The 18,003-nt window shown below is 56.5% G+C and carries 19 protein-coding genes; 9 read left to right on the top strand and 10 right to left on the bottom strand.

The features are described from left to right. The first annotated feature begins 256 nt into the window (after positions 1 to 256). The 6 genes from H5P30_RS22315 to H5P30_RS18325 all read left to right on the top strand — a co-directional run bounded on the left by H5P30_RS22315 (position 257) and on the right by H5P30_RS18325 (position 2,691). Positions 257 to 388, top strand: a complete 132-nt coding sequence (locus tag H5P30_RS22315; RefSeq protein WP_281388099.1) for a hypothetical protein — start codon at positions 257 to 259, stop codon at positions 386 to 388. A gap of 46 nt (positions 389 to 434) precedes the next feature. Continuing rightward, positions 435 to 632 (top strand): hypothetical protein, encoded by a 198-nt coding sequence (locus tag H5P30_RS18345; RefSeq protein WP_185694366.1) that lies wholly within the window; start codon positions 435 to 437, stop codon positions 630 to 632. A 278-nt stretch (positions 633 to 910) separates the two neighbouring features. After that, entirely contained in the window at positions 911 to 1,123 is a 213-nt protein-coding gene (locus tag H5P30_RS18340; protein ID WP_185694365.1) for a hypothetical protein, read from the top strand. After that, on the top strand, positions 1,089 to 1,673 hold the full coding sequence (locus H5P30_RS22775; protein WP_354586553.1) for a PLD nuclease N-terminal domain-containing protein: 585 nt from the start codon (positions 1,089 to 1,091) through the stop codon (positions 1,671 to 1,673). The genes H5P30_RS18340 and H5P30_RS22775 overlap by 35 nt, the downstream gene beginning before the upstream one ends. Positions 1,674 to 2,063: 390 nt before the next feature. Further along, entirely contained in the window at positions 2,064 to 2,270 is a 207-nt protein-coding gene (locus H5P30_RS18330) for a hypothetical protein (RefSeq protein ID WP_185694363.1), read from the top strand. A gap of 10 nt (positions 2,271 to 2,280) precedes the next feature. Beyond that, positions 2,281 to 2,691: a hypothetical protein gene (locus H5P30_RS18325; RefSeq protein ID WP_185694362.1), complete on the top strand. Its 411-nt coding sequence runs from the start codon at positions 2,281 to 2,283 to the stop codon at positions 2,689 to 2,691. Between the two features lie 177 nt (positions 2,692 to 2,868). Here the strand turns inward: H5P30_RS18325 and H5P30_RS18320 are convergent, their stop codons facing one another. After that, the gene (locus H5P30_RS18320; protein ID WP_185694361.1) at positions 2,869 to 3,033 is read right to left on the bottom strand and encodes a hypothetical protein; all 165 of its coding nucleotides are present in this window, start codon (positions 3,031 to 3,033) and stop codon (positions 2,869 to 2,871) included. Positions 3,034 to 3,289: 256 nt separating this feature from the next. On the opposite strand from H5P30_RS18320, the gene H5P30_RS18315 reads away from it, so the two are divergent. Beyond that, a complete protein-coding gene (locus tag H5P30_RS18315) occupies positions 3,290 to 3,700 on the top strand; it encodes a DoxX family protein (protein WP_185694360.1) in 411 nt (136 codons plus the stop codon). Positions 3,701 to 3,848: 148 nt separating this feature from the next. Here the strand turns inward: H5P30_RS18315 and H5P30_RS18310 are convergent, their stop codons facing one another. The 9 genes from H5P30_RS18310 to H5P30_RS18270 all read right to left on the bottom strand — a co-directional run bounded on the left by H5P30_RS18310 (position 3,849) and on the right by H5P30_RS18270 (position 13,239). Beyond that, the gene (locus tag H5P30_RS18310) at positions 3,849 to 4,694 is read right to left on the bottom strand and encodes a sugar phosphate isomerase/epimerase family protein (protein ID WP_185694359.1); all 846 of its coding nucleotides are present in this window, start codon (positions 4,692 to 4,694) and stop codon (positions 3,849 to 3,851) included. A 435-nt stretch (positions 4,695 to 5,129) separates the two neighbouring features. Further along, positions 5,130 to 5,816 (bottom strand): formylglycine-generating enzyme family protein, encoded by a 687-nt coding sequence (locus tag H5P30_RS18305; RefSeq protein ID WP_185694358.1) that lies wholly within the window; start codon positions 5,814 to 5,816, stop codon positions 5,130 to 5,132. Between the two features lie 12 nt (positions 5,817 to 5,828). Further along, positions 5,829 to 7,178, bottom strand: a complete 1,350-nt coding sequence (locus H5P30_RS18300) for an aromatic ring-hydroxylating oxygenase subunit alpha (protein ID WP_185694357.1) — start codon at positions 7,176 to 7,178, stop codon at positions 5,829 to 5,831. Positions 7,179 to 7,211: 33 nt separating this feature from the next. After that, on the bottom strand, positions 7,212 to 8,252 hold the full coding sequence (locus H5P30_RS18295) for an ABC transporter substrate-binding protein (RefSeq protein WP_221774403.1): 1,041 nt from the start codon (positions 8,250 to 8,252) through the stop codon (positions 7,212 to 7,214). A 30-nt stretch (positions 8,253 to 8,282) separates the two neighbouring features. Then, the gene (locus tag H5P30_RS18290; protein ID WP_221774402.1) at positions 8,283 to 9,113 is read right to left on the bottom strand and encodes an ABC transporter permease; all 831 of its coding nucleotides are present in this window, start codon (positions 9,111 to 9,113) and stop codon (positions 8,283 to 8,285) included. A 139-nt stretch (positions 9,114 to 9,252) separates the two neighbouring features. Beyond that, entirely contained in the window at positions 9,253 to 10,320 is a 1,068-nt protein-coding gene (locus H5P30_RS18285; RefSeq protein WP_221774401.1) for an MFS transporter, read from the bottom strand. Between the two features lie 274 nt (positions 10,321 to 10,594). After that, positions 10,595 to 10,816, bottom strand: coding sequence for a hypothetical protein (locus H5P30_RS18280; RefSeq protein ID WP_185694356.1), 222 nt, complete (start codon positions 10,814 to 10,816; stop codon positions 10,595 to 10,597). Between the two features lie 753 nt (positions 10,817 to 11,569). Further along, on the bottom strand, positions 11,570 to 12,310 hold the full coding sequence (locus H5P30_RS18275) for a LuxR C-terminal-related transcriptional regulator (protein WP_185694355.1): 741 nt from the start codon (positions 12,308 to 12,310) through the stop codon (positions 11,570 to 11,572). A gap of 17 nt (positions 12,311 to 12,327) precedes the next feature. Further along, a complete protein-coding gene (locus tag H5P30_RS18270) occupies positions 12,328 to 13,239 on the bottom strand; it encodes an ABC transporter ATP-binding protein (protein WP_185694368.1) in 912 nt (303 codons plus the stop codon). Between the two features lie 296 nt (positions 13,240 to 13,535). On the opposite strand from H5P30_RS18270, the gene H5P30_RS18265 reads away from it, so the two are divergent. After that, complete coding sequence (locus H5P30_RS18265; protein ID WP_185694354.1) at positions 13,536 to 15,302, top strand: ABC transporter ATP-binding protein; 1,767 nt, start codon at positions 13,536 to 13,538, stop codon at positions 15,300 to 15,302. Positions 15,303 to 15,891: 589 nt separating this feature from the next. After that, positions 15,892 to 16,749: a LamG-like jellyroll fold domain-containing protein gene (locus H5P30_RS18260; protein ID WP_185694353.1), complete on the top strand. Its 858-nt coding sequence runs from the start codon at positions 15,892 to 15,894 to the stop codon at positions 16,747 to 16,749. The last annotated feature ends 1,254 nt before the right edge of the window (positions 16,750 to 18,003 follow it).

The following is an 18,003-nucleotide window of genomic DNA, read 5'->3' as shown; positions in this document are numbered from 1 at the left end:
GGATCCTCCATTGACCCTCCGTAAAGCCGATCAGGTTCTCCTTCTCGATCAAAACGAGATCATCGAGTGCGGCAATCACCGCGACCTCCTTTCCGAAAAAGGACACTATGCAGATCTCTATCGGCGTTTCACCGAGGAGTAGTCGGCGGGAAAACCAACCCTGCCTGTTCCTGCGCGTGAGAGAGCAGGATGCTCTCACTACTTTGGACTTCCCACGTATTCAGTGTTGTGGCCCGGATTTTCCCTGGATCCTCCATTGACCCTCCGTAAAGCCGATCAGGTTCTCCTTCTCGATCAAAACGAGATCATCGAGTGCGGCAATCACCGCGACCTCCTTTCCGGAAAAGGACACTACGCAGATCTCTATCGGCGCTTTACCGAGGAGTAGTAGCGTAAAAGCGAATCCTGCCCGTTCCTGCGCGTGAGAGAGTAGGATGCTCTCACTACTTTGGATTTCCGACGTATTCAGTGCTGTGGCGGGGATTTTCCTGGATCCTCCATTGACTATCCGTAAAGCCGATCAGGTTCTCCTTCTCGATCAAAACGAGATCATCGAGCGCGGCAATCACCGCGACCTCCTTTCTGAAAAAGGACACTACGCAGATCTCTATCGGCGCTTTACCGAGGAGTAGTCGCGTAAAAGCGAATCCTGCCCGTTCCTGCGTGTGAGAGAGCAGGATGCTCTCACTACTTTGGACTTCCCACGTCTTCAGTGCTGTGCCGGGGATTTCCCTTAGATCCTCCACTGACTATCCGTAAAGCCGATCGGGTCCTCGTTCTCGATCTAGGCGAGATCATCGAGTGCGGCAATCACCGCGACCTCCTTTCCGGAAAAGGACACTACGCAGATCTCTATCGGCGCTTTACCGAGGAGTAGTAGCGTAAAAGCGAATCCTGCCCGCTCCTACGCGTGAGAGAGCAGGATGCTCTCACTACTTTGGGCTTTCCGGAGTATTTAGTGCTGTGCCGGGGATTTTCCCTGGATCCTCCATTGACCATCCGCGAAGCCGATCAGGTCCTCCTTCTCGATCAAGGCGAGATCAGCGAGCGCGGCAATCACCGCGACCTCCTATCCGAAAAAGGACACTATGCAGATCTCTATCGGCGCTTCACCGAGGAGTAGCCGGCGGGAGAACGAAACCTGCCCGTTCCTACGTGTGAGAGAGCAGGATGCTCTCACTACTTCGGACTTCCGAGGTCTTCAGTGGTGTGGCGGGATTTTCCCTGGATCCTCCGTTCCGCTGCGGCGCAGCCGTTTATTCTGCTTCAGAGGGATGCACGGTACGGAGAGAAAGAATCATTGCCTCCAGCTCCAATTCCCGGTCCTATGGAAGAAGCAGAAATTAGAGCACCCCTCCATGATTGCCTTGATCGACATCTCTCTCTCCGAACTATTGGGTCCGGACAAAGTTCGTAGTTTTCTGATTCCCTTCATTTGCATCGGTTTTCTAGTGGAAATCGCTTGGTTGTGGTGCCTCATTGCGCACCTCAAAAGTGAAGACATGAACCCTACCGACAAAATCTGTTGGACTATCGTTCTCTGCGTTCTGAATTGGTTTGGAATGATTCTGTATATTCTTCTCGCTCCGGAGTCTAAGAATGAGAATGCAAAGATATCCCCGCAAATTAGCTATTCTTCGGATTCTTCCCCAGTCTCATCCTTGAGACGCTAAGCTCATTGATTTGATCCAAATTCTAAAGAAGTTATCGGGAAAGGTGATCATGCGCCTCTTCTGGTGGCTCGCTTTTGTTTCCATAACCTACTTTTGGATCTTAACTTTTATTATCAGTGCGCAAGCCCAACGCATCGTCTCCGAGAAAACCCGTATTCTCTATTCTCAGATCTCGGCCCAGGATCCAAGCTCTCCTGAAAATAGAATAAACCTCGACCCCATTTTCTGGAAAAATCTCCAGTTAAATTGTGATCTGTCCCGCCTCTACCAAAAACCTACAGTCTGGCTTCTTTCCTTTCTTCTAATCACTCTCATCTATACCTATTTTCGAGAAACAGGAAAAAACTGGATCCGTCGAAGACGAATCAAGATATCTCAGAAAAACTCATCATGAACGACAACCCCTACAAACAAAAGGTGAGCAAGACCGTCGGATGGCTCCTTTTCGCAATTGGCATCATTGCCGCCGTGCAAGTCCTGATGACTCAAAACGGGGCCGGGGCGGATTCCGCCAGAACGATCGGCCAAGTCGTTGGCCCTGTCTTGATCTCACTGGTCGGCCTCTACTTCGCCGGGGTCTTCACCAAAGCTCGCTAGATCGATCGTCATGGGTTCTGAGATTTTTTTGATCTTCGGATTTTTCATCGTCCTCGCGATCATCATTCGCATGGCGGCGGGATCCTTCGACGGCGAACGCGTCGAACGCTACATCCGCGAACAAGGATACGAGCTCCTCGACAAAAGCTGGGATCCCTTTGGTCCGGGATGGTTTGGCGAGAAGGACTCCCGGATTTACCAGATTGTCTTTAAGGACAAAGAGGGAAGAATTCATCAGGCCCACGTAAAGACGTCCATGATGAGTGGGGTGTACCTCACCAACGACCACATCATCGAAGAACCGGAGTCGATCGCTACCGCTAAAACCCCGTCAGCCCCCTATCCCGAATCGATCGAAGCCGAGAAAGCACGCTTGCGGAAACGATTGGCCGAGCTGGAAAGCATGGATAGCCCGACCTGAGTTCCTTCCCATCTTCGTATGATCTTGCAGGAAAAAATGAATCTTCCGAATTCTTGCGCCCAAGTCTGGGAGATCATTCGAGACCCAGGCAACCTGCCAGCCTGGAATTCCAAATGTGTGGAGGCGAGTTCTCCTCGCAAATTTGAGGAGGGCGCCGAATTCCGCGCCGTTTTTCAATTATCCGGTCCGCCTACCGAAACCCTCGGCAAGATCGTAACGCTCGAGCCCGAAAAATCCCTGCTCCTCCGCTACTTTTTTCACGACCGCAAGGGACGCTCCCGTAGCGCTGACGAATCCTACACCCTCTCCCGTCGGGACGAATCGGGGTGCAATCTCGTTCATTCTTTCGACCTCAAATCCAGTGGAATTCCGTGTTGGGCCAGATGCCTAATTTTTTTAGCCTCGCGGTTTGGATACAAATCCGGCGACGGTCCCCTGGATGAACTGAAGGCATTATTACATTCACAATGAAAACGGAAGGGATCGTATCAGGAACCCAATTCACAATCGAAATATCTGCTGAATCACCGCAACCCATTTGACCGATCCGGACGGCCGCATTGGTTACTTAAAATCGCAAACCAAAGCCCTCTTCTTCATGGACAATCACAAACTTGCCTACCTCTGCTGCCGGATCAGCCTCGGACTCGGTTTCTTCATGCATGGAGCGGTCCGACTCCCCAAGTTGGGATCTTTTGCTGAGGGGATTTCCTCCGAGTTTGCCGAAACGCTTCTCAGTGGATATCCTTCCCTGGCGGCAGGATTCGTCATTCCTATCGTCGAAGCTGCCTCCGGAATCCTGATCCTTTTGGGAGGAAAGTTCATCCGATGGGGGCTCGCTGCAGGAGCCCTTTTAATGGGCGTTCTGATGTTCGGCTCAGGCCTCATCGAGAACTGGAGCGCGGTCATGGCGCAGCTAGTTCACCTCGGCATTTTCTACCTTCTCTTGATCAACCGCTATACACCAGGCCCGGATCCAGAGAAAAATCTTCCGAAGGCGTCCAGCTAATCGGTTCATACTTCTTTCTATTAGAACGGAAAACAGAGATGGGGAACATTCCTGCTCCCCATCGCTGTCTTTCCGCTCAGGGTTCGGACACGATCCTTCCCTCTACGAATTCGATTTCTTCTACGGAATCAAATTTGGATGGGGAAAATCATTCACCCAAGAAAGCGAGGCACTCTTCCTTCATACGGTGACCAGCCCATTGGTTGAGTTCCCAAAGATCGGCAACGGGCTTTTCTGTGTAGGGATCGACTTGGAGATAGCCGTCCGGACCGAACTCCGGGGTCATGGTGATCCGCTCGAATCCCCTTTCCTTCTGACTTTTCCACACGGACTTCCACCAGCGAATGTGTGCTTCCACCGCCGGTTGGTATAAAGGAGCGCGGGGATCCGGCACCTGTGCTCCCTGATCATAACCGATCCGGGGTTGAATGTGGAGAGCCCGTTCCGAGATCAATTCCAAGACCTCCGGCAGCTCGTCGAGGACCAGGCGCTCGCAGACGTTGCACCAGTGACTGATGTCGAGGGTCAATTCGATCGGAGGAAGTTCGGCCAAAAGGTTTTTGGTCACAATCGGATGATAGAGACTCCGGCTGCGATGGGTTTCGAATCCAACCCGGACTTGGAACTTCTGGGCGATCTCCCAGGCCTTGGTAAAGAAATCGATCGTTTCCGCAAAAGACCATAGATCGTTTCCCGCCATGGAACTGAAGTAGATCGGCTTCGCCTCCAGACTACTTTCCAGAATCCGCTCAAAAGCTTCCAAGTGATCCTCGACCGTGGATCCCGGGTCGGGCACCGCAAATCCAGTTGTAGAAATTTCTCCGATGTAGAGGAGATCCCGCGACGAAAGTGCTTCGAGAAACTCTGCGCGCTCCGGACCTCCAGCGGGAATGGGCCCCTCGAAGCCCTGGAACCCCGCTGCGACGACCTGATCGGCTGCTGTAGCATAGGGCCCGGAGTGCCCCCAAAGTGTTTTAAATAGTTGTACGTTCATAAAGTCATTGAGAAAGAGTGTTTACGGATGAGAGCGCTCGACTGGAACCCCTCCACCCTCGACATCGTCGAGGGTCCCCCTCCCCTGCTTGCAGGGGAGGAGTTTGGTGCAAAATTGGATTGCACACTTAATCATGTAGGGACCAGCGTCAGTTGTTGGGAAGAGCGGTCGGTGAAAACGATGTTCCTGGAGCGCGGACTTTAGTCCGCCCCGATGGAATGGCTGCTTCCGCGGAAGAAGACCTATCAACAATCGAAAGGTGAGAAGCAAGAGACTTGTGTGGCAGAATAAAGTTTCTAAATGCAAGGTGGAGCTGTTCGAAAGAATGTTTACGGATGAATGCGCTCGACCGGAACCCCTCCACCCCCGACATCGTCGGGGGTCCCCCTCCCCTGCTTGCAGGGGAGGAGTTTCGGGCCAAATCTCTTTTCCTTCCTAGGAATCCAAGCTTCGAGCGATGCGGAAGCCGACATTGTCCCGACGGACGGTTTGCGCCAGGCAATCCCTCCAGGACACGCGTAGGAGGCGCGGGAGATAATCCCAGGCTCCGCCCCGAAGAACCCGGTGCGTATTGAGCTGGGTCACCGACCCACTCCCCTCCTCGGTGGCGCCGTACATATGAGTCCACTCATCTTCGACCCATTCACAAACATTGCCAAGCATGTCGTGAAGACCGAACCGATTGGGAGGATAGGACCCCACCGGCGATCGATGTCCGAGGCCCACCCGATTCCCCCGCTCGTCGTAGTAGAAATTGGCGTGTTCGATCTCGAGGACCGTGCCGTGTGGATAGGGGGACTGAGTCCCCCCTCGCGCCGCGAACTCCCACTCGGCCTCAGTGGGAAGTCGATACCCCCACCCGAGCCACTTGCAGTACTCCTGAGCGTCCAGCCAAGAGACATTCGCGGCCGGCCAATCCTCGGGGAGTCCCGGTTCGTGATCCGGACGGAAGACCCGAAACTGGCCGATCGTCACCGGATCCCGCCCGATCTCGAACCGATCAACGCTCACCTCATGGCGCGGCCGTTCCGTGTCGTTTGCGTACTTATCCTCCTCGTTCTCTCCCATCAGGAAGGTCCCGGAGGGCACCTCAATCATGTCTGTCTCGATCAAGACTCTCATTTCCTTTGAAGTTCAGGACGGAGCCTGCGAGGGAGCCGCTGGACGGTCAAACGTCGGATAAGTCCCCCGGGCACGGGCCGCATAGTATCGATGAATCAACCACAGAGGCATTTCCAAGTGGCTGAGCCGTCCCCGCTGGTAACCCTTGGCGTAAAAGCCACGCTGAACCGCAGTGCAGACCTCCATATCCTCGAGGTGGAAGTCGACGAGCATCTTCTCGGCTTCCTCCATCTTCTCGTCATACTTCGGATCCTCCTTGGCCTTTTTCGGCACCATGCAGGTCGTCAACAGACGGCTGCGATCAGCACTGATTGGCTCAATGCGATACCAGAAAACCCGGTCCGGCGCCGTGAAGAGCAAGAAGGTCGGCTGGCCGAGAAACACCGCCATCTGGCGATAGTGCTCAGGGTCCAGAGTTGGGATTGCCTCAAAATCGGAATCCCCTGTAGTCGGAACACTGTCGCGGTAAGGCAGATTCACTCGAACCGAGTGAGAATGCTCGCCATCCGTCCAGGTATCGCGTGCGGGCATCAAGGGCTGCAGTGTCTTGCAGTGCGCTCCCATGTGGTGATAGCCCTCCATGAAGTTCTCGACGAGGACCTTCCAGTTGAAGGGACAGTCCCATGATTTCGCAATGACGACATCCATGTCCTCCATCTGCCAACCCTGAACATCCTTCTTGAGTTCTTGGTATTGCTCGGCCAGTGGCTCGGCATCCCCGGAGATATTCACGAAGATGAATCCCTGCCAAACTTCGGAGCGGTAGGTTTTCAACCCCACATCCTGACGGCAGAAGTTCTTCGCCTTGTGCATTTCCGGCCCGCCTTTCATCTTCCCGTCGAGCTCGAAGCTCCAGTGGTGATACGGGCAGAGGAAAATGCGGGTATGCCCACAATCTGACTTCCCGTCACGGGCCTCGGCGGGCCCGTGTCCATCGTAGCCGAATCCGGGGGGCATGATGTCCATGGCCCGGTGCGGACAGACTCGCGAGAGAACCCGGAACTCCCCGTCCTTACCGTGGACGACGATCATCGGCTCACCCATGATGTCCATATTGATGAAGTCCCCCGGTTTCGGGATCTGGGACTGGTGGGCGAGGCACATCCATCCCCCACCGAGAACGTTTTCGATTTCCCAATCGAGGAATTCCTCGCTGGTATAGGTCTCCGCAGGGAGAGTCTTGCTCTCTTCGAGAGGAAGGTCGGCCATCTCCTGGATCTGCTTCAACAGCTCATCCAGTGGCACTTTCTTCTTGGTATTGCGGAACTGGTAGTCCGGGCTTCCGAGGCCGTTGCGTCCGGTCAGGGGAGAGCCTCCCCCCTTGACCGTCGCTTCTTGGAAAAATGTAGCAGCTGATTCCATAATCTTTGCTCCTTGTTGATTCGACTTAATGGATTACTCGCTAACCAGGCTCTTGAGCGGTTCAAAGCTGACCCCAGCCTCGATAGGATACTTCGCTTTGGTAAAACCAAACTTCTTCCACCACTCACTGAGGATGTCCCAGTGCTCTTGAATTTGACCGTTCTTCAGTCCCAACGGAGGAGTGCCTTTGGCAAGTCCCATGTATTGGGCGGCTTCTTCCATGTTGAAGCAATAGATGCCGGCACTCATCGGCTCAGGAGAGTTTCCGAGGATCTCTTCGACATCGCTCACCTTGAAGCGAATGGCCTTAGCGATGATCTTGTTGCCCTTGTCGGGATTTTCCCGCCACCAGTCAACTGCATCCCAGTAAGCTTTCATGGCTTTCTTCGCCACTTCCGGATTTTCTTCGATGAACTGCGTGCTCATGTACATCCCATCTCCGAGGAGACCGGTTTCGAGCCATTCCTTTTCCGAGGAGGTGGCCATCACCTTGGTGCCGGAGAGGGCATCGCGCACTGCACCGCCGAAAGGTTCCCAGAATTCACCAGCAGCGACTTCGCCACTGACCATCGCCGCAACCGCATCGTCCATGATGACGTTCACGTAGCTGACTTCATCGTATTTGACGCCGTTCTTCTCGAGCCAGAGGGCCATGAAAACCTGAGTCAGTCCTCCTTCAAGAACAGCGACCGACTTCCCTTTCAGGCCTTTGGCAGACTCTTCGCCAGGAGCGAGGATGATCTTGTCTGTCCCGGTCGATGGATTGGTGAAAGCTACGAGCTTAATGCCATTTTTGGCGTCCGCGGCAATCGGTCCGTATTCGGAAGTGCTCGACGAAATGTCGATGCGCCCCGCAGTCATCTGCCCAAAACTTTCGTAGGGATCCTCGATGATCTGAATGTCAAAATCGATATCGGGAGCGAGATTCTTTTCCTTAGCGATATACCAAAAGCCGTAACCCGGCCATGAGAAGAGCGAAACCTTGACCGTGGACTTGTCCGCACCGAGAAGCGCGTTGCCCATGAGAAGGGAGAGGCCCATTGCGAGGGCGATCTTACCGTATTTTTTCTTCATATCTTTTTTTCTTTTTTTAGTGAGTTAGAATTATTTCGAGTTCCGCAGATAAGGGAACAAGAGCCAGCGCAGTCCCCGTATCAGGCAGTCCGAGCAGAAGCCCAGCACCCCAATCATAAGGATGCAGGCCATGATGGTATCCATGCCAACCACCCGACGGGCGCGCATCATGACTGCGCCGATCCCGTCGGTGGAGGCTACGATTTCAGCGATCACCAGATAGGTCCAACTAACCGCCAACAACTGGCGCATGGTGTCGATAAAATAGGGAGAGGCGGAGGGGATGATCACCGAAGTGATCGCCTTGATCTTTCCGGCGCCCAATGTTCGCGAGGCCTCCACCAGCTCCTTGGGGACGCGCTTCGCATCCTCCATTAAAAGACTGATCAGGAACCAGACGACCCCGATCACGAGGAGAGCGACCTTCTGATTATCCCCTGTTCCAAGAAGGGCGAGAAGCAAAGGAATGAAGGAAGGGGCCGGGAGGTAGCGCATCGGCGAGACGATGGGATTGAAAAACGCCTCGACCGCCGGAAAAGTTCCCATCGCGATCCCCAATGGGAGCGCGATCAGGACGGCGATTCCAAAGCTGATGCTGATCCGCTTCACGCTCGCAATCACATCGTCCATAAAAAATTGTTCGGCAAAGAGCTCCTTGATGGTGACCGCCACATCACTGGCCGTCGGAACCAACCGCACCATGGACTCCGGGCGCGGATAATACTGCCAGATCAACAAAAAGACCGTCCAAGCGATGATCAACAAACAGATCTTCGACGATCTGGAGATCGGGGATTGAAAATCAAACCACCCCCGGAAGAAACCTTTTACCCATCCGTTACTCCCTGTAATGCTTCCCATGACCTCAGCTTATCAAGATCTGGGCTCCGAGCCAATAGGAAGACCTTCCTAGGGGGGGTGAATTTTGCACCCGATCCGGCTCATTTCTCCGGAATCTCCACGCTTTTCCGGAGAAGATCGCGATTCAACGACGGTCCGCCTATCCTTCTGAGACCTCCGGGAGCTTTCGAGCCCCCCAGGCACCCAAAACTGCCGCCAGAGAAAAGAGCACGAGCACCGCCGGAACCGAAAGAAGGGCCACCAGCCCCGTCAAGGCTCCCGAGAAAAGGAGTAAAACTCCGATGACGGTATTGCTCACCGCCACGTAAGCCGTACGCCGGTTCCCCTCGGCAAAATCGACTAAGTAGGTTTTTCTCCCCAATCGGACCCCACTGTGTCCGATCCCGAGAAGAAAGAAGATTAAGGGGAACAGGACCGCCAGAGCTGGTTCCGGCAAAGCCAAAAAGGGAAGAACGCTCACTCCCAGAAGCAAAGCTCCGATGATGAGCATGGAGGCTCGCAACAAATTTCGACTGGAACGGTCCGCCCATCTTCCCAAAGCGGGAGCCGACAGAAGCGCAGCGAAACCATCGACCATCACGAAAATTCCCAGCCAGAGAGCAGATCCCCCCAAACTCTGGTGTGCGAGAGAGATGACAAACGGAGCGCCCATCCCCGACCCGATGGCCAAGGCCCGCACCCCAACAAACCGCCGAAAATTTTCATCGGTTTTCAACAACCGAATCTGATCCAGCGCCTCCGAAATGGCATTTCCTCCACCCTCGGTCTCCCCCGAGAATTCTTTCAACCGGGAATAAACTCCTGCGGCCACTGCCCAAAGAAACGCGGCAACGAAAAGCAACAAGGCGTAGATTCCAACCGAAGATTCGGAAGACCCCGTCCACGCCTCTCCAATCAAAAATGCTCCGAACCCCATGGCGATGAATCCACTCGCCGAGCTCATCCATCCCTTCAGCCGACCTCGGCGGGACTTCGGAATCGTTTTTCCAAGAATATCCTTCGAGGCGACGGAACATAGCCCTCGGGCCAGACTGAAAACGGCCAGCAGGACGATCAACGACCAGCCCGCCAGCGAGCCCTCCAAAGAAAGGGCAACCAGTCCCATTCCAGCGACGCACAGAGCCTGAGCCGCCGATCCTGCCACCCAGACCCACTTGCGCACGCCCAGCCGCCGAATAAATCCGGCTATCAGAATCTGGGGAAGCAACGATCCTGATTCGCGGAGAGGAACAATCAGTCCGGTAAAAACCGATGGCGCCTCCAAAAGCCTCCAAAAGCCAGGCTAAAGTCGTCTTAGGATTCGCCAAACGATCCCCGACCTTGGTCAGCGTGTTGCTGATGAGCTGCAGGAAAAAATTTCCCGGAACCTCACGACAGGCGTCCTCGCTGATGGCCTTGCAGACGCGAGCATCTTCCTGGTTCGCCAGACGATCATAAAGATTCTCAATCCAATCTGATTTTTCCCGCATTCCTTTCCGTTATCAAGAGCCGTCGTCTTGGACGAGCCAAGAGTCGCGCAAAGCGGACCCAAGCGAAAAAATTGAGATGCGAGCCATGCCTCGATGTAAGGTGACGCGGGACGCCACCGTTCCGTAGTCGCTCAGCTTTAGCTGCGCGACATCCGCTGACTGAAACGGCAAACGAACAACACTGTCGACATACCGGATTCCGGGAAGGTTCCCCGAAGCGCGGATCGATCTCATACCCGGAATTGGGCTCTCGGCGGTGAGGCAACGCGAGGGGCGCAGCTGAAGCTACGGCCCTACTAGGACGCCGTCTTTCCGTAGTCGCTCAGCTTTAGCTGCGCAACATCCGCTGGCTGAAACGGCAAACGAACAACACGATCGACTTTCCGAATTCCGGGAAGGTTCTCTGGTGCGCGGATCGATTTCATAGCCGGAATTGGGCTCACGGCCGGGAGGCAACGCGAGGGGCGCAGCTGAAGCTACGGCCCTACTGGGACGCCGTCTTTCCGTAGTCGCTCAGCTTTAGCTGCGCGACATCCGCTGGCTAAAACGGCAAACGAACAACACGATCGACTTTCCGAATTCCGGGGAGGTTCTCTGGAGCGCGGATCGATTTCCTACCCGGAATTGAGCTCACGGCCGGGAGGCGACGCGCGGGGCGCAGCTGAAGCTACGGCCCTACTGGGGATGCCGTCTTTCGTAGTCGCTCAGCTTTAGCTGCGCGACATCCGCTGGCTGAAACGGCAAACGAAGAACATGATCGACTTTCCGCATTCTGGGGGGGGTTCCCCGGAGCGAGGATCGATTTCATACACGGAATTGGGCTCACGGCGGTGAGGCGACGCGCGGGGCGCAGCTGAAGCTACGGCCCTACTTCGGACGCCGACATCCACGTCTCGCTGTGCCCGCGGAAGCAACTCCACCACGGGTCCTCGCCAACGCTATCGGCCAGGACTTGAAGGTAACCTAGCCGCAGCCCTACGCTCGCGTTCAGGAGGCCGCCAGCATCGCTTCGTAGCGATTATTGACCCCGATTTTTTGAAAAATGTGCTCGATGTGGTTTTTGACCGTGTGGTGGCTGATGCCAAGGATCATTCCGATCTCTTCATTCGTCTTCCCGTTTCGCATCCAGTGATAGACCTCGTGCTCCCGGGGAGTCAGGTCCGGGTGTCTTTTCCCGCTCATTGGCCATGCCGGGCACTTCCCGGAGGCGATGGCTTTGCGACATCCTTCCGAATGTTTCGAGGCCTTGAGGTCAATTCCCACCACGCCGAAAAATTTCCCTTCGAGAATCAACGGCGCGATCGTGCTCGTGATGCACACGTGCAACTTGCCAAAGCGGTACGGAATCGGATCCAGGCGGCAGGGCATCATCTTCTGCTTTGGGAGTGTGTACCATTTTCCGCGGAGCGGCGCGTCGTAGTCCACGACCGGCACTAACTCCTGTTTTCCATGGGCGCGATGCCAGCAGTGCACAAAGCGACCACTCTCATCGTGCCCGACCGTCGTCCGGTAGGCCTCATCCCTCCCGTCGAGGGCATTCGGTTCCCAGACCGTCCAAGTCGAAAGCAGATGCGGGTGCGCCAACAAGGCTTGCTTCAGGATGCTCGAATAAGTCGAGCGGTTCCTCACCCCTACACTGTAGAGGGACAGAAATCCCGCACGGAGATGATCCAGAACCGGGTCCATCTCCGTCGTCGTGTCTTCAGCCGTCTTGCGATTGTCGATCATGGTTCGTCGCGATCAAATTACTCCACATCGTCCCCGACCGTGGTCAAACGGGGGATTTTCACCGGAAATTCAGACTTCTCCGAAGGCGGGTGGATCAGATCATTCAAATGCCCCAGCACCGACTGATATTCGGGCTGGACCACCTGCGAGCGGTCCCGTGGACGCGCCACCGGGTTTTCCACCAAGTCGGCGACGCAACTCGGGTTCGCTCCCAAGACCAGGATTCGGTCCGAGAGGTAAACCGCTTCGTCGAGATCGTGGGTGATAAAAACAATCGTGACGTCGATGCTCTTCCAGATCTGCAACAGGTGCTCCTGCATCTGCCCCCGCGTCTGCGCATCGAGCGCACCGAAAGGCTCGTCCATGAGAAGTATCCGCGGACGGTTCGCCATGGCCCGGGCGATGGCCACCCGCTGCTTCATCCCCCCGGAAAGTTGGTGAGGATAGGCATTTTCAAATTTCGACAATCCCACCAAGTCGATCCACTCACGGGCCTGCCTTTCGGCCTCCGACGAGGATTGCCCGCCGACCTTGATGCCGTACATCACGTTCTTCTTCACCGTCAGCCACGGGAAGAGCGTATAGGCTTGAAAGACCATCCCGCGCTCCGGCCCGGGACCGGAAACCGGCTTTCCGTCGAGCAGGATCTGTCCGCTAGTCGGCTTCTCCAGTCCGGCGAGAATGCGAATCATCGTCGACTTTCCGCAGCCCGACTGCCCGAGAATGCTGAGGAACTCGCGCCGATGCACCTGGAAGGAAATATCATCCAAGGCCGTGACGAGCCGCTTGCCCGATCCGAATTGTTTCGTAATCCCCTCCGCGGAGAGAACGATCGGCCGCTCACGAAGCTGCTCCAACCGATTGCGGACCTCCTCCGATGGTTCGAGAACTCCGGTCCTCTCCACTCCTGCTGTTAGCCCCGTTCCCATATTGAGGAGAGAAGAGCAAAAAGAATACCAAAAGACGAAGCCGTGGGTGATTTCCCCATCTTCCCAGCCCGACGCACCGGTCTCGAGAAACCGTTCCCTCGCCCACAAAAAACTCACATTTTTCCACATTTTTTTCACCCTCGCTCTTCGCCCTGTGGTATAATCGCCCTCAACCGTTTCACGGAGGACCGCTATCGGAGGCCTCCAAGGTTGGAACGATTCACTTCCTTTCCGATCCTTCCAACACCTGCATCTTAGAGGCTCGCCCGGGCGACTGCGGCCGGGCCCTTGTCGACATGCCAATCATTACCAAAGAACTGGAGCGCGAATACAAGAGCGTCGAACCGTTTCGCACCTACCTGCGTCTCCTCGGAATTCCTGTATGGGAACACCTGAGACTGTTGATGCTGTTCCTCATCAAGCAAGCGCCGATACTGGTCTTCCCGCTCGTCATCGCCGAGTCGATTCGCATAGCCGACAGCGACATGAGCGAGCCTTGGGAATATCTCATTTTCTTCTACGGGGCCTACCTCGTCCTCCTCTTTTCCAATGTTCCCTTTCACATGTGGTTCATCCGGGGCAGCAGTCGGGCCACCCGCAACATGGAGCTTCGCCTGCGCGCCGCCCTCGTCCGACGCCTCCAACAACTCTCGATGCACTTCCACAGCGAACGGGAGACCGGACGCCTACAGTCCAAGGTCCTCCGGGACGTCGACGAAATCGTTCGCTTCTCCGAAGTCTACTTCAACGCCTCCATGGGGGCCATCCTCTCGATTGTTTTCGCCGTCACTTACACGCTCATCCAAGAGCCTCTCGTCGCCCTGGGCTACCTGATCGCCACCCCACTGGCGGTAGGATTGATTCGCATCTTCCGCGACGCCATGCGCAAGCGCAACGACGCACTCCGCCACGAGTTCGAGGGCATGTCGCAGCGGGTTTCCGAAATGATCGACATGGTCCCCGTGACCCGTGCCCACGGCGTAGAACAACAGGAAACGGAAAACGTCCAGCGCCAACTCGAGCATGTGCGCGAACGCGGACAGCGGGTCGACTCGATCAACGCCATCTTCGGGGCCAACGCCTTCGTGGTTTTCATGTTTGCCGTTCTGTTGATCACGATGGGGGTCACCTGGATGGTCATTCAAGGCCATGCCAGCCTCGACAAGATCGCCCTCTACTCCGCCCTTTTCCAGATGGTGGTCGGCTCTGTGCAGCAACTCCTCAACCTGATGCCGCAGTTTTCCAAGAGTATGGCCTCTGTCCGCTCCATCGGAGAGATCCTCGAGTGCCCGGACCTCGAAGAGAACGAGGGCAAAACCTCTGTCACGTCCGTTGGCGGTTGCGTCGATTTCCGCAACGTCAACTTTCACTATCACGGGCAGGATCGACCGGCCGTTTCCAACTTCAGTCTCTCGGTCAAGCCCGGCACCTGTGTAGCCTTCGTCGGCGAATCCGGCTCCGGCAAAAGCACTCTAATGCAGCTCGCGATCGGCTTTCTGCGTCCCCAATCCGGCCAGATTCTTCTCGATGGCCTTCCCATGGAATCGATCGACATGCGCAGCTGGCGCCGCCACATCGCCATGGTCCCCCAACAAACGATTCTCTTTTCGGGCACCATCCGGGACAATGTCGGATACGGCCTCGACCCCTTCACCGACGAGGACATCTGGAACGCCCTCGACGTGGCCAATCTCCGCGGAGTCATCAACGACCTCCCGCAGAAGCTCGATACGCCCGTTGGGGAAAACGGACTCAAGCTCTCCGGTGGCCAGCGTCAGCGCCTCGCCATCGCCCGGGCCGTCATCCGCAACCCGCAGGTCATCATTCTCGACGAAGCCACCAGCGCCCTCGACGTCATTTCCGAACGCGAGGTTCAGTCCGCCATCGAGAACCTCATTCGGGGCCGCACGACCTTTATCGTCGCCCACCGGCTCTCCACGATCCGCAACGCCAACCTGGTCGTCGTGATGAAAGAAGGCGAGGCCATCGAAGTCGGCCCTCCGGAGGAACTCACCCTCCGCAACGGAGCCTTCAAGGAGCTCCAGACGAACAGCGCTCTCTAGGGCGAAGATCACCGAGAATGACCGGGAATCAGACAACTCTGATCTCAACTCCAGAATATCGCCTCCGATGGGTGACGCCCCATTTCAACCCGTCGCATAGAGCTCTGCTCGATGAACCACACGCGCCGAAAACTCTCCGGCAATCCACAGAACCTCTTCAACCCTCTCCATCGTATTTCAAAGTGGTGGGAGCTTCCAGCTCCCGCACGCTGCCCCTCCGCCACGTCCTACGCGCGGAAGCGGGAGAGATCCCACGACTCTGCCCCTCGGACGTACCCGCATGACTTTAGTCGTGCGGCCCTCCCCGGAGACGAGACAGACTGAAGCCTGAACAACAAACCGGAGAGGCAGAAGGATGGAAGAAAGGGCAAAGCAAAATTCTGCCCATGTTCCCGAATGACCCCCCTTCCGTCATCCTCCCCGATCAGGGCCTTTGGAGCCCATTTCGCCCCCGAAACAACGAAAAAGCTCCAAAAAGTGCCCAAAATAGTCTCGGAGACATTCGATAATCCAAGAAATCTTCCTTAAGTTTACCTACCCTTTCGGCTATTTAAGCGACCTCCCCTCTCTCCCCAGTTTCGAAAATCCCATGCAAATTCCGGTCACGCACTCTTTCTTCCGCTGCTCCGCCTTCAAACTCGCCCTTCTCCCGCTGGCGGGCTTCGCCGCATCCTCTCTCGCGGTCAGCGCCCAGACGCTCATTTCCCACTATCAGCTCAACGGGAATACGACGGATTCCGGAAGCATCGGAGCCGACGGAACCCTCTACGGCTCTGCCGCCTACACCAGTGACGCTCCCGGCAATTACACCCAGTCCCTCGACCTCACCCCGAACTCTGCGGGCAACAACTACATGGAGGCCAATACCGGAACCTCCTACGACGGACTGACCGCGTTGACGCTCACCCTCTGGGTGAACATTCAGGGAACGCTCTCCAATAATGAACGATTCGTTTCCACACTGACGCCCTCACCCTACGATGGATTTGATCTTCGGGTTTCCAACAATCACTCCCCATCCGGCTTCAATACGAGTTTCAACGTAAACACGATAAATAACCCCGCGGTCTCGGGAAACTTTTCGGCAAACGATAGCTGGGCCTTCATTGCCGTCACCTACGACAGCACGCTCGGGAGCAATCAGGTCTCCTTTTACACGGGCAACGAATCCACCGCCGCCGCATTCCTGAACAGCGGCAACCAGACCGGAGCCCTCGATCCCAGCTCGCTCCTTCGCATCGGAGGGACCCCCGCCGCCCCGACCTCCGACCGCACCCCTCCCGCGTACATCAGTGACGTCCGGGTCTACGACGGCGTCCTCAACCTCAGTGAGATCGAAAACGTCCGCAACGCCGTCTTCGCCATCCCCGAGCCGTCGAGCTACGCCGCCATCCTAGGGATGGGAGCCGTGGGGATGGCCTTGGCCACCCGGCGAAGGAATCGCTGAAGTACTCCGTCCCTTTCCCACGATTCTACCCCTCCGACGTGCCCGCATGACTTTAGTCGTGCGGCCCATCCCAACGATACGCAGCAGGCGAATGCCTGAACAACACCCCCTCTCCAACGCATCTCAAAGTAGTGGGAGCTTCCAGCTCCCGCACACTGCCTCTCCGTCCCTTCCTACGCGTGGGAGCTTCGTCTCCCCCGTACCCGCATGACTTTAGTCGTGCGGTCCCCCATAGCCTCGAGCGAAGGCCGGGTGAGACCGATCAACCACGCGGACCGAGGGGCAACGCAAGGGCGTAACTAAAGTTACGGCTCTACCGGAGGGGCAACGCGAGGGACCTAAAGGAACCCTCTCACTCCGCTCCTCCGCAATCCCCCCCGTACCCGCACGACTTTAGTCGTGCGGTCCCCCATAGCCTCGGGCGAAGGCCGGGTGAGACCGATCAACCACGCGGGCCGAGCGGCAACGCAAGGGCGCAACTAAAGTTACGGCCCTACCGGAGGGGCAACGCGAGGGACCTAAAGGAACCCTCTCCCTCCGCTCCTTCGCAATCCCCCCGTACCCGCACGACTTTAGTCGTGCGGTCCCCCATAGCCTCGGGCGAAGGCCGGGTGAGACCGATCAACCACGCGGACCGAGCGGCAACGCAAGGGCGCAACTAAAGTTACGGCCCTACCGGAGAAGCACCGCGAGGGACCTAAAGGAACCCTCTCCCTCCGCTTCTTCGCAATCCCCCCGTACCCGCATGACTTTAGTCGTGCGGTCCCCCGTAGCCTCGGGCGAAGACCAGGTGAGACCGATCAACCACGCGGGCCGAGCGGCAACGCAAGGGCGCAACTAAAGTTACAGCCCTACCGGAGGGGCAACGCGAGGGACCTAAAGGAACCCTCTCCCTCCGCTCCTTCGCAATCCCCCCGTACCCGCATGACTTTAGTCGTGCGGTCCCCCCCAACCTCGGGCGAAGGCTCGGGCGAAGGCCGGGTGAGACCGATCAACCACGCGGGCCGAGCGGCAACGCAAGGGCGCAACTAAAGTTACGGCCCTACCGGAGAGGCAACGCAAGGGACCTAAAGGAACCCTCTCCCTCCGCTCCTTCGCAATCCCCCCGTACCCGCATGACTTTAGTCGTGCGGTCCCCCCCAACCTCGGGCGAAGGCCGGGTGAGACCGATCAACCACGCGGGCCGAGCGGCAACGCAAGGGCGCAACTAAAGTTACGGCCCTACCGGAGAGGCAACGCGAGGGACCTAAAGGA

Origin of the sequence: Puniceicoccus vermicola (genome assembly GCF_014230055.1) — a bacterium.
Lineage (GTDB): Bacteria > Verrucomicrobiota > Verrucomicrobiia > Opitutales > Puniceicoccaceae > Puniceicoccus > Puniceicoccus vermicola.
The sequence above is the reverse complement of the archived record's forward strand: the minus strand, read 5'-3'. Positions and strand labels throughout refer to the sequence as shown.